This is a genomic window from Winogradskyella sp. (assembly GCF_965228925.1).
In the GTDB taxonomy this organism is placed as follows: domain Bacteria; phylum Bacteroidota; class Bacteroidia; order Flavobacteriales; family Flavobacteriaceae; genus Winogradskyella.
In genome coordinates this window covers 4,637,980-4,653,928 of record NZ_OZ245845.1, presented here as the reverse complement: position 1 = coordinate 4,653,928, position 15,949 = coordinate 4,637,980, and the positions used below count along the sequence as shown (strand labels likewise).

At 40.2% G+C, this 15,949-nt stretch carries 8 protein-coding genes; all 8 read left to right on the top strand.

What is annotated here, in order from left to right; all coding sequences use genetic code 11:
• Positions 1 to 11: 11 nt before the first annotated feature.
• The 8 genes from ACO052_RS19310 (at position 12) to ACO052_RS19275 (ending at position 15,694) form a co-directional block, all read left to right on the top strand.
• Positions 12 to 164, top strand: a complete 153-nt coding sequence (locus ACO052_RS19310) for a hypothetical protein (RefSeq protein ID WP_422105439.1) — start codon at positions 12 to 14, stop codon at positions 162 to 164.
• A 386-nt stretch (positions 165 to 550) separates the two neighbouring features.
• A complete protein-coding gene (locus tag ACO052_RS19305; RefSeq protein WP_422105438.1) occupies positions 551 to 2,584 on the top strand; it encodes a tetratricopeptide repeat-containing sensor histidine kinase in 2,034 nt (677 codons plus the stop codon).
• A gap of 3 nt (positions 2,585 to 2,587) precedes the next feature.
• Positions 2,588 to 4,612 (top strand): tetratricopeptide repeat-containing sensor histidine kinase, encoded by a 2,025-nt coding sequence (locus tag ACO052_RS19300; protein WP_422105437.1) that lies wholly within the window; start codon positions 2,588 to 2,590, stop codon positions 4,610 to 4,612.
• 6 nt (positions 4,613 to 4,618) lie between these two features.
• A complete protein-coding gene (locus tag ACO052_RS19295) occupies positions 4,619 to 6,640 on the top strand; it encodes a tetratricopeptide repeat-containing sensor histidine kinase (RefSeq protein ID WP_422105436.1) in 2,022 nt (673 codons plus the stop codon).
• 5 nt (positions 6,641 to 6,645) lie between these two features.
• Positions 6,646 to 8,634, top strand: coding sequence for a tetratricopeptide repeat-containing sensor histidine kinase (locus tag ACO052_RS19290; RefSeq protein WP_422105435.1), 1,989 nt, complete (start codon positions 6,646 to 6,648; stop codon positions 8,632 to 8,634).
• Between the two features lies 1 nt (position 8,635).
• Positions 8,636 to 9,283 (top strand): response regulator, encoded by a 648-nt coding sequence (locus ACO052_RS19285; protein WP_422105434.1) that lies wholly within the window; start codon positions 8,636 to 8,638, stop codon positions 9,281 to 9,283.
• Positions 9,284 to 9,379: 96 nt separating this feature from the next.
• On the top strand, positions 9,380 to 9,763 hold the full coding sequence (locus ACO052_RS19280; RefSeq protein ID WP_422105433.1) for a hypothetical protein: 384 nt from the start codon (positions 9,380 to 9,382) through the stop codon (positions 9,761 to 9,763).
• Between the two features lie 408 nt (positions 9,764 to 10,171).
• Positions 10,172 to 15,694, top strand: coding sequence for a BspA family leucine-rich repeat surface protein (locus ACO052_RS19275; protein WP_422105432.1), 5,523 nt, complete (start codon positions 10,172 to 10,174; stop codon positions 15,692 to 15,694).
• Positions 15,695 to 15,949: the final 255 nt, after the last annotated feature.

Below are 15,949 nucleotides of genomic sequence, written 5' to 3'. Positions count from 1 at the left end.
GTGGGCTAAACATGAGAGGAGAAAATCATATCGGTCGTAAAGAAGCCCTAAGCAAAATGGGAAGATATGCGGTATTGACGGCCATAGGGACTTACATTGTACTTACGCCTAATTTGGCGCAATCGTCATCTCCTCCTGATCCTGGGGGCAATCCTTTTGATTAAAAAACTTCCTGTTAAATGCAAAAAAATGCAAATGAAAACTGATAATAAATTTAAAAAAATAATTCAGGAATCCACCTAGAGAGAACGCAGTTCTGAATTATATCGTTCAATATTGATTAATAGCGAAAAAGCACTATACTGTTTGCTTAAAGGGGTAAGGTAAACAAACAGTAGTGCAACGAAACCTCCTTAAGAAATTAAGGGGGTTTTTTATTTAGGACACTTTAAACGTTTTGCGAACTAAAGAAGATTTAAAATCTTTTTAATCTTTAGGTAAGTATCACTACGTATAAAATACGAGCCGGTACGTATAGGTCAAAGCTCAGTATATCTTATTTTTGTATAGTCCAGAATGAGTGGTCTCTTTTAAAGAACCAAAAAATGCTATGGAAAAAAAGAAACCCCTAATAGTATTAATGCTATGTTTTCTATTGATAAGCAATTTCAGTAGAGGTCAGGATGCATCACTCGAATCCGCGGTTCATAATTTAAAGGAAAAAGTAAAGGTTTCAAATGGAGGTGCAAAATTAGAGCTTTTAGATAGCCTGTGTTGGCTTACTAGGGATAAACTAGAATTTCAATACGACTCTATCGTAAAGGCCACCATCACTTACGCCGTAGAATTAGATTCCTTTAATATCGCTAATCGGCAAGCGGCACGATTAATATGGTCGTATGCCAATAGATTGGGTAGGCCAAAGGATGGGAAAGCCTTCTTTGAGTATTTCGATGGACTGAAGTTACCGGTTCAAAATAATGGGCTATTGGCCCGATTTTATCTTAACGCTGGGGATGCGTATTATTTCTCCGAAGACGCAGTAAAGGCTATTGAACTTTATGATGTAGCTGCCACCTATGCCCTTAAACAAGGGGATTCTATACTCTATGGAACATCAAAAAAATACATAGCAGATGCCTATATCCGCAGTGGTAAGTTAGCAGAGGCTTCTAGAATGTTACAGGAAGTGGAAGCCCTTTATTTAAAGACAAAAGATACGATTCGATTGGTGAATACCAAGAGTTCCAGAGCCGATTTATACAGCATGAATGGGTTTTATGAAGAAGCAAAGACGGAGCGAGACGAGGTTATTGAATTGGCCAAAAAAGTGAATTACGAATCAGGGTTGATATCCGCATTACTCAATGCGGCCATAGATGATAGTTTTAATGAACACACAGAGCAAACATTAGATAATTTAAAGTTAGCACTGATCTATGCCCGCAATTCTGAAGAAGTTAAGGGCAGGTACGAGCCGCAAATACTCATTAAGTTACTTCAGGAATATTCGAAAGCAAATTATTTGGATAAGGCAGAAGAAACACATGTTGAGATTCAATCAGCTCCTGAACGCTATCGAACCGGGTACTTCGAAGATGCATATCACAAAAGTCTGGGGTATTATTATTTTGCTAAAAAGGATTATGCAAAAGCATTGGAATTTGCTCAGAAACACTTCGATTTTCAAATACAAAATAACACCGTTGAAAATATTAAAAGTGCCCACGACCTGTTGTATGATATTTTTGAAGCCACCGGACAATCCAAATTAGCCTTGTACCATTACAAAAAGGCTACAATACTCAATGACTCCTTATTAAGTCTTAAGCGTTCCAATGCCTTGTCGTATTATCAAACCTTATATGAAACGGAGAAGCGTGATGCTAAAATCGCCTCGCAAGAATCTGAGATTACCGTTTTAGATGCCCAAAACAAGGTGAAGCAACAATGGCTGGTTATTGGAGGCATTGGTTTATTGGCTGTATTTTCTTTTATCTATTTAATCCGAGCGCGTCGTTTTGCAATGGCTAAGAAATCACTACAAGAACAATTTTCACGAGACCTTATTAATGGTCAGGAAGAAGAGCGCTTGCGATTAGCTAGAGAATTACACGATAGTGTGGGCCAAAAATTGATGTTGCTGAGCAAAACGACAAGGAACAGTGGAAATAATAACGCTGAGGTTCTGGCTAAAGATACATTAGAGGAAGTAAGAACAATTTCTAGAGGCTTGCATCCTTCAAATTTAGAACGTTTGGGCTTAACCGAATCTATTAATGCCTTAGTGTATAATATTAATGCCAATACCGAATTGTTTTTTACCGAAGATATCGACAATATTGATAATATCCTTTCCAAGGCTTCCGAATTGCATTTATACCGTATTCTTCAAGAAGTATTGAGCAATATCGTAAAACATTCAGAAGCAAAGGCGGTGAAAATGGCAGTGAAGAAAACAGATGGCAAGATTAATATAGTCGTAAGTGATAATGGCAAAGGCTTTGATTTTAGAGCAAAATATAGGCATATGAGTTTAGGATTAAAAACCTTGCTTGAACGCACTAAAATTATTGGAGGACAGATCAATATAGACAGCAATGACTATAAGGGCACCACAATGATATTAAATATTCCGATTTAGTCTATGATGAAAAAACTGCTTCTTTTTTTGGGATTAATCGTTTCAACTTGTGTTTTCACTCAGGAAGATTTGCAAGTAAAAGTTGATGCGTTAAAGGCGAAAATTTCTAACGTAAATGATGGCGAAAAGCTACAATTAATGGATAGTTTAGTGCAGCTGATCGGTTACCATTCAAAGCCGGAATTTAAATACGATTCCATAATTAGGGCCACCATCGATTTAGCTATTAAACAACAGGATTATAATAGGGCTGCAAAGCTGACCGGAGAACTTATTTTCGTTTTAGTGAACCTCAAAGGAAATTCTGAAGAAGGCCTAAAACTATTTAAGGCTACTTTAAATAAGAATTGGGAAATTACCGATAAATCGACGTTGGCCGTCTTATATAGTGGAGGAGCGGATAGTTTTTTAGAATCGGGTCTAGAAGCCGAGTCTATTCACTATTATGAAGCGGCTGAAAAGCTTTTTCTAGGGGCTAAGGATTCGATCCAGTATGCCAAAGTTAAGGGATACAAGGCCTATGCACTATCGCTTATGGGGGAATTTGCATCGGCCTCCCAAGAATACCAAAAAGCACTTTCGGTATTTATGAATAGAGGAGATAACGAAAATATTCTCAAGCTAAGGATTGGCCTATCCATCCTCTATAGCCAAAATAGGTTTTATGATGAAGCTGAAAAGGAATACTTGGCCATTGACTCCTTATCCTTTGGGGTGAAAGACTACGGCGCCTACCTAGCCAATCTAGGAAATATGGCCTACGATTATGCCGTCCAGGGTGCCTATAAAAAAAGCATTGCATGCAATAAGCGAAAGTTGGCTGTCATAGACCTTCATCCAGAATTTGATTTTTTCGCACCTTACAGTTTTCAGGCTTTGGCACTCGACTATACGGCGACCGATAGTTTGGATAAAGCAAGATTATATATACATAAATTGAAAGCATTTTTAGATAGGGATCCGGAAAATTATGGTCTCAAAGATCTTTATATTGAAGCTGAGACTCAGCTTTTACTAGCAGAAGGAGATTTGTCCAAAGCCGAGGCCAAAGCTAAAGCGCTCCTCGACATGCGACAGGGAACTAAGGATTATGAAGTAATCATGGAAGTACACGAATTGTTGTACGGCATCTACGAGGCTAAGAAAAACCAACCACAAGCCCTAAAACATCTAAAGGTTTACACCAAAATTAAGGACTCCATTGAGAGCGTGCAAAAAGCGAGGGCGCTGTCTTACTACCAAACCTTATATGAAACGGAGAAGCGCGATGCCAAAATCGCTTCTCAAGAATCTGAGATATCTATATTAGATGAGAAAAATAAAGTCAAAAGACAGTGGATTGTATTTGGTGGATTAGGGCTTTTAGCCTTATTTTCCATAATCTACTTAGTCCGTACGAAGCGATTTGCCGTGACCAAGCAAAAAATGCAAGAATCTTTTTCTCAGAACCTTATACAGGAACAGGAGCGCGAACGTTCGCGTTTGGCACGAGAATTACACGATAGTGTAGGTCAAAAACTCATGTTGCTGAGTAAATCCACTAAAGCCAGAGGTGATACTAATGTTGAAGCTTTAGCAAAAGATTCCTTAGCGGAGGTACGTGCTATCTCAAGAGGTTTGCACCCGTCAAATCTTGAGCGATTAGGATTGACCGAGGCTATCAATGCCTTGATCTATGATATTAACGCCAATACGGAATTGTTTTTTACGGAGGACATAGATAATATTGACAATGTGCTGTCTAAAGATGCGGAATTACATGTCTATCGCATTATTCAGGAGTCCCTGAGTAATATTGTAAAACATGCCGAGGCGAAAGCGGTGAAGATGGAAGTGAAGAAAGGAGCTAAAGGCATTAACGTCGTGCTTAGCGATAATGGAAAAGGTTTTGATTTTGAATCGAAATATAAAAGCATGAGCCTGGGTCTGAAAACCCTGTTCGAACGCGCCAAAATCATTGACTCGCGGTTGCATTTGAGTAGTGAATTTAACAAAGGCACTACATTAACCTTAACTATTCCAATCTAACTAAAGATGAAAAGAGTTATCGTTTTTTTAGGATTAATTAGTGTGCTATATGGCTATACACAGGACGATCTGAAGCCCAAAGTGGATGCGTTGCTAAACCAAATCGGGCAGACGGAACAATTACAAGAACTGATATTGCTAGATAGTTTAACGCGCTTGGTGATGGACAAGCCAGAGTTTCAGTACGACTCCATTGCTCAGGTAACCATTACCAAGGCCATGGACCAAGATTCTATAAGAATGGCCGTACAGCATTTTGCAGATCTTATTTTTTACCATGGCAATGTATCGCAATTCCCTGAAAAGGGTATTGTTGTTTATGATAAATTCAAACATCTAATTGACAACTCAATAGATAATGAATTACTGTGTTTATTGAATAGGTACACTGGGGATCTTCAATTTTATTCGGGAAAATTACAAGAATCCATTTCGTTTTATGAAAAGGCAGAACAATTTGCTTTAGCGGCCAATGATAGCATCGAATATGCTATAGCCCGATCGTCCAAAGCAAGAGCGATTTTAGATAAGGGTAATTATGTGGAGAGCTCTAAATTACTCGCTCAGACCGCTAAATTATTTACAAGGTACAAAGATACCTTCTATTTAACGGGAGCAAGGTGTAGTTTGTCCATATTGTACAGTAAAATGGGTTTCATCGAAGCAGCAAAAAAAGAGCGCGATGAGGTAATAAAACTGGCATCATTGCAGAAGGATTATCTTGGCTTACCGTCCTATTTTCACAATGCATCAATTGATGCCTATAAAACAGGTGATCAAGTAGCGCGCATCGCCAATTTAAAAAACGCCTATAGGGATGGCTTAAAATCAGACGAGGGATTCCCGCTAAAACCGATTATTGTATTCGAACTCTTGCGAGCCTACGCCGAAACGGACAGCTTAACTAAAGCAAAGGTCTATTATGATAAAGCCCATACCTTGTATACGCAAAGCGATGCCATTCCCTATGAAGATTTTTACAGGGTAGCCCTCGCTGCTTATTATGAAGCTAAGGGTCAACCCGAAAAGGCTTTGGTCGAAGCGCAAAAGGCTTTAGAACTATTGCAAGATATCAATGACGTCGAAGGTATTTTTGAAGCCTATGAAAGATTGGGAAAAATATACAAGCGCTTAGGCGATCTTGAAAATGCCTATGTCTACAATACAAAATTTATAGCGCTTAAAGATTCTGTAAATAACATACAAAAAGCAAATGCGCTATCTTACTACCAAACCTTGTATGAAACCGAAAAACGGGATGCTAAAATCGCTGCTCAAGACAATGAGATTACCGTTCTAGATCAAAAAAATAAAGTCAAACAACAATGGATGCTATTCGGAGGCATAGGACTTCTGGTGCTTTTTTTAGTGCTATACCTTATGCGTTCGAAGCGATTTGCAGTGACCAAGCAAAAGATGCAGGAGGCCTTTGCACATAACCTCATTCTAGAACAAGAAAAGGAACGTTCGCGTCTAGCTAGGGAATTACATGATAGTGTTGGCCAAAAATTGATGTTGTTGAGTAAAACAACTAAAAAAGGGGATAATTATAGTGCAGAATCCCTGGCAAAAGACACCTTAGAAGAAGTGCGTAGCATTTCAAGGGGTTTACACCCTTCAAATCTGGAGCGTTTGGGCTTAACCCAGTCTATTAATGCTTTAGTTTATAATATTAACGCCAGTACCGATTTATTTTTTACCGAAGACATTGACAATATTGATAATATTCTGTCCAAATCCTCAGAATTGCATGTATACAGAATTATTCAAGAAGCCTTGAGCAATATTGTAAAACACGCCGAAGCTAAAGCGGTGAAAATGCGAGTTAAGAAAGTAGATGATAAGATTAATGTATTGGTCAGTGACAATGGGAGAGGCTTTGATTTCGAAGCGAAATATAAAACCATGAGTTTAGGTTTAAAAACTTTATTCGAACGCGCTAAGATGATTGGAGCCCAACTAAATTTGGATAGTGGCTCTAGTAAGGGCACACAAATTAGTCTAGATATACCCCTGAATGCCTTATGAAAAAGATGGTTATATATATACTGCTACTCAATGTATGTGCTGCGTTTGCTCAGGATGATCTTGGCCTTAAGGTCGGTAAGCTTAAAAACGAAATCTCAGCGACAGACGGTGTTGAAAAACTTACACTATTAGACAGTCTAAGTAAAATAACATGGAGAAAGAAAGCATTTAAATATGATTCTATTGCCAGAGAAACTATAGATTATGCCATAGAAATAGACTCTATGAGACTGGCCATATTTCATGCGATGAAGTTGGTTAACCATTTCGTTAGTGAAAGAGGCGAGCTCAAACAAGGCAGAGAAGCATTCAATGAGTTAAGAGCCCGATTTACAAATAATGAACACTTCACCGAATTAGGGAACTTTTATTATGAAGGGGCCAGTACGTATATCGTATCAGGACGGTTTAATGAAGCAATGACCCACTTAAAAACAGCTTATGAATTTGGTATAAAAGCGAATGATAGTACAGTAATCGTCAATGTTAAGGAGGATATAGGTCATGTCTATGCCATGATGGGCGATTTTCAAAATGCGGCGACCGAGTTTCAGGAAACCATAGATTTATATGAAAAGTTCGATCCGGACAACGCCTCTTATGTAAAACGAAGTCTTGCTATATTGTATTCACAGAATGGCTTGCATCAAGAGGCCAAAACTATACGAAGGGAATTGGTCGATTTTGCAAAAAAAATTGAAAATAACTCATTAGTCTATATTGCGTTTTTTGACCAGGCCTTTGATGAACTCTTACAGGGTAATCAGACAGAACAACTTCGCAATTTAGATTCGGCTCAAGTCTATGCCAATCGACTGTCGGAGTATTACCGAAAAGAGTTAGCTATAGCTCAAATTCAGGCTTTTTCCGATAACAGGATGTTAGCTAAAGCTAAGCAAGCTAAACAACGATTAGAAGCCCTCTTAAAAGGCGATACCAACCCAAATCTACAGGATTATTATATGGCCTTAGCCAAATACCAATTTGCTTTGGGTAATTATAAAGAAGCCGCTTTATTAGGTGAAAAGCATTACCAATTGGTGAAGGATACAAAGTTTTTTGAAGGGATTTATTTGGCCAATGAATTTTTAGCCGAAGTCTACAATCGCCTAGGTAAACAGGAAAAGGCCTATGACTGTCTAAAACGTTATGCGACTATAAAGGACTCCATAAAAAGTGTACAAAAAGCCAATGGATTTTCTTATTATCAAACCTTATACGAAACCGAAAAACGAGATGCTAAAATAGCATCGCAAGAATCGGAAATTACCTTATTGGATACTGAGAATAAAGTTAAACAACAGTGGTTGGTATTTGGAGGCTTAGGGCTTCTAGCACTATTTTCAATGCTCTACCTTTGGCGTACAAGGCGATTTGCAATTACAAAACAACGTATGCAAGAGTCCTATTCTCAAGATTTGATTCAGGAGCAAGAAAAGGAGCGGTCGCGCCTTGCCCGTGAATTACATGATAGTGTGGGTCAAAAACTCATGTTATTGCGCAAATCTATTATGCGCGATACAGCCAGTGCTGATGCGCTGGCAAAGGAATCTTTAGAGGAGGTGCGTAGTATCTCAAGAGGTTTACACCCTTCGAATCTCGAACGTCTGGGATTAACTGAGGCCATTAATGCATTGGTTTACAATATCAATGCTAACACCAACGTATTTTTTACCGAAGACATTGATAATATCGATGATATATTATCTAAAGCGTCAGAACTGCACTTGTATCGCATTATTCAGGAAGCCTTAAGTAATGTGATTAAGCATGCTGATGCTAAAGCGGTGAAGATGGAAATAAAGAAAGCAGCACATGGTATTAATATATTAGTAAGTGATAATGGTAAGGGATTTAACATTGAAAGCAAAAATAAATCACTAAGTTTAGGCTTAAAGACCTTGTTTGAGCGCGCTAAGATTATTGGAGCGCAGTTGATTTTAGATAGCGAGCTTAATAAAGGCACAGTGATGACCTTAAATATACCCCTTTGATATGAATAAAGAACAGATTACGATTATTGTGGCTGACGACCACCCGATGTTACTAAAAGGTTTACATGATGAGCTAACGGGAAGCGGTTATACCATTATAGGCCAGGCCGATAATGGCATACAGGCCTTGGAAATTGTTTTAAAACTAAAACCGACTATAGCGCTATTAGACATTGACATGCCCGTGCTCAACGGGTTTGAAGTGATTAAAATGGCACGCGATAAAGGTTCGGAAACCAAATTTATTATACTCTCCTTCCATAAAGAATCCTATTATTTGGTGCAGGCTAAAACCTTTCAGATTAATGGCTACTTGTTGAAGGAGGATAGTTTCTTTGAGATCGAACGCTGTATCAATGAGGTCATTGCTGGCAATGTGTATTTCAGTAAATCTATCGATGCGCAACCCATTATGCAGGCTACGGAAGAGTTGAAACGGCTCAACTTATTGACGCTCTCTGAGACTAAGATTCTTAAACTCATTGCCCAGAAAATATCCAATCAGGAGATTGCAGAGTCCTTGTCACTGTCCATAAGAACCATAGAAAAGCATCGCAGTAATATTATTGACAAATTGGGACTGAAAAAAGAGAATAACGTCTTAACGAATTGGGCCCTGATGAATCGAAGTACTATTTTGTCGCAATAACCTAAGTAGTAATACTTAAAAAATACGTACCGCTTCTTATTTTATTAGACGTGCATAACATATAATTTGCATATTGTAACTAAAACGAATTATTTTTTGAAAGTTCTCATTGCACATAGTAGTGAAAAACAGATGCATCGTTTAGTGAAATCCCTCGAAAGTATAGGTCTTAGCCAAATATATACGACTGATTACGGATTCGACGCTTTAGAACATATCATCCGTCATAATTGTAAAGTCTGTCTTTTGGATAAGGATTTAAAAGGTCTAAATGCTTGGGATATCAGTAATGCTGCAAGGTTTAAAGGCATCCCTTCTAAATTTATAATTTTGGGCGCTGACAGCGACTCGTCACTAAAAACCAATAGAAATGTACTCGCCAAAGTGGACTTAAGCGATGAAACGGCATTGCTGAAAATTTTGGCCTTGGTACAGCGCGAAAGCAATACTTTAAAGATCCGTCATATAAAGAGCCATTAATGCAAGTTTTAGGTCTTAAAATGACCATAACGTCAGGTCTACAATCTTCATATAGTTTAAATACGCTTGTCCTTGACAATAGTCTTCGTATTTTGTCACCTATCCCATCCCGTATTAAGGAGATATAAAAATAAAAGCTAAAAAAGTTAAATAGCTAAGGCCTGCAGTACACCTCCCTGCTATGATCATGCTTTTGCTTAATAGACCCGAAAGGTTTTTAAAACCTTTCGGATCTGATATGCTTATAACATTTTATACTGATTCAATTATAGAACTATATTATGCGTACTGCTACGAAATATGTACGGGCTGGTACGTATTTTATACCATCTTTTATCAATATAATTTTGTGATTGCGTATTGGCTATGAGCGCTAATACATACTAAAAGCATCAAAATTATATTGTTATGTCTTGTATTATCCCAATTAAGAAATTTATAAACAAATGCATTTATGCATTTGAACTCAAATTAACATGTATTGCTTTAATATGTTGTTTCTCGACTTCAGTTTGGGGACAACAAGTTTTCGATTATACAGGAGGTTTACAGAGTTACACCGTGGATGCCAACGCCCAAGAAGGCTCACAACTCACATTTAAAATAAAGGGCGGTGATGGTGGTCGTGCAGAAGTATGTGGTTGTAGAGCAGGAGGAGGAAATGGAGCTATTACGGAAGCTACGATAACCATTGGTTCTAATACGAGTGTTGGTCAAATACCACCAGGTACAACGCTACGATTTATTGTTGGCGGTAAAGGAACAGATGAAATTAGATCAGGTTGCTTTGCAGGCTCTACCGGAAGTGGCGGTGGTGGTACCGCTGTATTGGCAAATATAGACTCGACATGGCAAATTATTGCTGTAGCTGGCGGTGGCGGTGGTGCCTATCAGGGCCATTTTTTTGACTGTGTCGATAGACAACACGGACAAGGTGGACGCGCTACAACTTTTGGAGGAAATGGAGGTGGTTCCAGTGCAGGAGCTGCTGGTTCCAATGGCGCTGGAGGTAATGGGGCTGGTAGCGGTGTTGCCGATTGGGTAGATTTCTCAGGCGGCGGCGGCGGTGCCTTTTCAAATGGCACAGGAGATAATAGCACGAGCCCATCTTCCCATCACATGGGAGGCAAGTTAGGATACCCCGCAGGGGGAGCAGGAGGTACCGAAGAGGATTATGCAGGAGGCTGGGGCTTTGGCGGTGGCGGCTCATCAGATGAAGGCGCGGGCGGCGGAGGCGGCTATTCCGGTGGTGGCGGCGGAACCGAATTTGATAATGGCGGCGGTGGCGGCAGCTTTGCCAACCCGTTATATACTTCAGGTGTAAACATTACTGCGGGCAGCCATGATAACAACACCGAGCATGGATATATCGAAGTACAGCACGAATGTACTATAAATGTAACGGGTTTTGACTATATCAATCCTTTATGCACTCCCGGAGACCAGGGACGTATCCAGTTTAACTATTCACTTCTGGATACGGGACACTGTGATATGGAGTTGGATTGGAGACTGGAACCAATGAACGGATGGAGTTATCTGGGTGATGGTATTTTCCGTTCCATAAGAGCTGGGGATTACACATTGACCGTTACCAATTTGGGTACCGGTGATGTCCTGGAATACGATTTCACGGCGGGCGTTACGAATGAGCGTCCTGTAGCCGTGTGCGAAGAAAATATTACCGTTACTTTGGGTCCTGATGGCCTCTATATCGATCCGGACTTTGCGCAAGCCATGGACGCTGGTTCTTATCACCCAACCTGCGATTATGTCTTGGAATTGGATGCGCAACGGACTATTTTCCACTGTGGTGATGTAGGGAGAGAGACACCTGTTATTTTAACGGTAACCGCTGAGAATGGTGCTTGGGATTATTGTACGACCTATGTTACGGTCTTGCCCTATGAAGGCCCTACTGCCAATTGTGTACCTGATTTTGAACTGGATTTGGAAGGACAATCGTACAAGTCGCTTTCAATAGATGATATCAATGATAATTCTTCCTTCTTTTGTGAAGATGAAGGCACGATACGTTTTGCATTTGGTACCGACACCTCTTTTAATTGTGACGATTTGGGGCAGACCAGACCCCTTACACTCGTCATGACTGATCTTGTTGGGAATACATCAGAGTGTACCACTATGGTCACTGTTATTGATAGTAGCATACCCGTGGCCATTTGTAAAGACACCTACACGTTGGCGCTTCAAAATGGTACGGCTATCCTCGATCCAGCTGAATTAGATAATGGTAGTTATAGTAATGATCAATGTGGTGATCTTACATTTTCTGCAGATATTGAAACATTAACTTGTGATGATGTGGGTGAACAACAGGTGACTTTCACGGTCACCAGTGCCAGTGGGAATTCAGATTCGTGTGAAGTCACACTTATTGTTACGGAAAATGGAGAATTTACAGCACAATGCCAAAACATTACTGTGGCACTCGATGACAATGGAATGTATCTACTAGATCCAAGTGAAATAGAAAATGGAAGCATAGCCATTGGCTGTGCACCACCTACGTTTGCCATTTCACAGGACACCTTTACATGTGACAACTTAGGAGATAACTTGGTAACCTTAACCATGACGTCTTCAGATGGTCTTCAAACGAGTTCTTGTGAAGCTACCGTAACGGTCATTGATGACATAGCCCCTACGTTTGATACGGATATTTATGACGAAATCACTGTAGATCTCCGTTTTGGTGGATCGATTACTTCATACTCCTCGGCGTTCTCCTCTCCTTCTTCTGATAATTGTAGTATACAGAGTCAAGGATTTACAGGTCCCACTTCTTTTACATGTGACCAAATAGGAACATCGGTTCCTTCTTCCTGGACCATTGAAGATCAAAGTGGGAATACCTATGTGCATAATTTTGTTGTGCACGTCATTAATACACGTGAAGTCAGTATTGCATGTGCCCCTATTGATATTGATGTGACCAATGTACAAGGACAATATACCTTAACCGATGGTGATATCTACAATATATTATTTAACGCAGATGAATTTACTGAACTTGCTTGTTATGACATAATGGATCTCACATTGAGTCAAACGACTTTTGATTGGGCAGAAACTCCATATTCGGTAGATGTTACGATATCCCTAACTGATGAAAATGGAACCGAACACAGTTGTACTTCAGCAGTCAATGTAAATCCTATTGATACTGCTTTTGTGATGACTTTTGAGACTTCTGGTACATTTGAAACGATCACCATCCCAACAACAGGAGAAGGTTATAACTATAGTGTAAATTGGGGAGACGGAACTATAGAAACAGGTCTTACAGGAGATGCTACTCATGAATATAATTACCCGGCAGTCTATACGGTTTTAATTACAGGAGATTTTCCGCGTATTTACTTCAATAATTCAGGTGATAAAGAAAAAATACGCTCAGTAATGGAATGGGGACCTAGCGTATGGAGTTCCATGGAATCCGCATTTTTCGGATGTTCAAATTTAGATGTCACTGCCATGGATTCACCAGATCTTACCAATGTAACCTCAATGCAAAAAATGTTTAGAGGATGCACCTCGTTAGTCGGAACTACAGCTTTTAATGATTGGAACGTTACCAATGTAGAAAATATGATACAACTCTTTGCTACTGCTTCCCAATTCAATATAAACATTAGCAATTGGAATGTTTCCAGCGTTCAATTTATGACAAATATGTTTGATTCTGCTTTGATATTTAATCAGCCTATTGGGAATTGGAACACGGGAAACGTAACCCATATGGGTGGTATGTTTTCAGGTGCACAAGCTTTTAATCAAGATTTAAATAATTGGGATGTCTCTTCAGTTGAAATAATGGCTGCGTTGTTCGCTAACGCTACAAATTTTAACGGGGATATTACAAGTTGGAACACCAATGCCGCCACCGATATGCTCAGTATGTTTTCAGGTGCACAAGCTTTTAATCGAGATATCAGCGGATGGGATACCGGTAACGTATATAGGATGTTCAACATGTTTAGAGGAGCGGAAGACTTTAACCAACCTATTGGTATCTGGAATGTAAGCGGCGTATCTTCAATGCGTAATATGTTTAGTGGTGCCTTAGCTTTTAATCAGGATTTGAGCAATTGGGATGTTTCTTCTGTAAGTCATATGGGTAGCATGTTTAATGGTGCTGAAGATTTCGATCAAGATCTAAGTAATTGGAATATAGAAAGCTTAGGCACTGCTTCTTCTATGTTTACAGATTCTGGATTATCTAATGCCAATTACGATAATCTCTTAATCGGTTGGGCCACCTTAGACACAGCGGCTGGAGAAACACTGATACCTTCAAATATTAATTTTGGTGGAGGAGACAGCCAATATTGTCTCGGTGAAACGGCAAGAAACACCTTAACCGATCCTACTGGATTGAATTGGACCATTACCGATGGAGGGCTTAATTGTGCTACAGATATTGTAGTAGCTCCTAAAGTCTATCTCCAAGGTGCTGCTTTAAATCCAAATTTAAGTGAAGAGACATTAATGCGTGATGATTTGCGTGTAGCAGGACTATTGCCAACGGTCTCTCCATACGGAGATGGTGCCACAGTAGATGCTTCCGTGTTTGATACAACGGGTCAAGATGCCATTGTGGATTGGGTCTGGGTAGAACTTCGTGATCAAACCGATAACAGTATGGTCATCGATAGCCAATCGGCCCTGTTACAGCGCGATGGCGATGTGGTTGGGGTAGATGGGATATCGCCCTTGGCTTTTGCCCAATCCGAAGATAGATATTATGTAGTCATTAATCACCGTAACCATATCGGTGTCATTACGGCAGTACCACAAACCTTGAACACATCAACAAGCCTTTTGGATTTAACATCCAATCCGGCCATTGTAGAAGGTGGAACCAATTCAGTCCTATTGTTGCCCAATGGTTTCTACGGTATGTACACGGGTGACTTCGATGGCAATGCCCAGATCCAGAATTCGGATGCCAGTGCGGTGATCCAATTAATCGGTGGCTCGGGTTACGAATATGGGGATATGGACGTCAATACGCAGATCCAGAATACAGATGTCAACGCATTGATCAATCCCAATATCGGGCGTGGCGAGCAGTTTGGCAGACCTGGAATCGCAGCGGAGCTCTTATCGAGCGATGTCACTGTGGCCTTTACCAATGCAGAGATTACCAATGATGGTATGGACGATTACTACGAGGCCGATATCGTGATATCGGGAACCACGGACTTTTATATAGGCTCGGGCCAGGTGTATCTGGAATACAATACGGCAGCCTTTGGCGAGAACGTCGCGACGAATAACAGCATAGCATACAGTCAACCGGATGGTAGTATCTTGGGCTATAGCTTTGGGGCCTTTTCACCGGCTTATAGGGACTTTGTGCAGAACGACAATACGACCTCAAGAGTGTCCCTATCCTTCCAGCAGAACATTGGGCTGGCAGGTTTGGAGACGGCACCAGAGCTGCAGATCACTTCGACGCCAAAGGTGTTGTTCCATATCAAGATCCGCTATGTGGACATTAATGCCGATGCCGATATCTGTTTCTACAGCGAAGGGGTGTTCCAGGACCAGTTCTTTACGGCCTGTGGTGGAACGGCCACGGCGGATTGTACCAACACACCAGGCGTACAGATTACCAACGATACCTATGACTGTTCAGAAGCGGGGGTAGGTACCTTGAGCATTACAAGTCTTGAGAGCGAACAAATCCTATTGTACCCTAACCCCACCAGCAGTAGTTTTAGTATCAAGGGGCTGACCACAACCAGCCAGATACGCATCTATGATGTCAATGGCCGATTGATCCTAGAGGAGCAGCGCAGTGACGACCGAGTAATAGATATGAGTCGCTACGATAATGGGGTCTATCTGGTAGAGATCAGTAATGAACGCGGTAGACAGATCAAGCGACTGATTAAGAAATAAACCCAACAAGTATGGACAAAAGAAATCCCATGTCGAGACATGAGATATTTTATACATCCAAATTCTAAGTAGCACTACTCAAAAATTACGTATTGGCACGTATTTTTAGAAGGCTGAAGTCGCTATATCTTGCAGATGATTAATAGTGTTAATGGTTTTAAAAACCCATAGATATTGGTTAATAGCAAAAAGCCGTTGTGTATTCAAAAAAGGGGTAAGATATAACGGCAATAACCTCCTTGACTGAAGAGTTAC

Coding starts and splice junctions, on each gene's coding strand:
- ACO052_RS19275 (WP_422105432.1), top strand. CDS start 10,172: ATGTCTTGTATTATCCCAATTAAGAAATTTATAAACAAATGCATTTAT.
- ACO052_RS19290 (WP_422105435.1), top strand. CDS start 6,646: ATGGTTATATATATACTGCTACTCAATGTATGTGCTGCGTTTGCTCAG.
- ACO052_RS19285 (WP_422105434.1), top strand. CDS start 8,636: ATGAATAAAGAACAGATTACGATTATTGTGGCTGACGACCACCCGATG.
- ACO052_RS19300 (WP_422105437.1), top strand. CDS start 2,588: ATGATGAAAAAACTGCTTCTTTTTTTGGGATTAATCGTTTCAACTTGT.
- ACO052_RS19310 (WP_422105439.1), top strand. CDS start 12: ATGAGAGGAGAAAATCATATCGGTCGTAAAGAAGCCCTAAGCAAAATG.
- ACO052_RS19295 (WP_422105436.1), top strand. CDS start 4,619: ATGAAAAGAGTTATCGTTTTTTTAGGATTAATTAGTGTGCTATATGGC.
- ACO052_RS19305 (WP_422105438.1), top strand. CDS start 551: ATGGAAAAAAAGAAACCCCTAATAGTATTAATGCTATGTTTTCTATTG.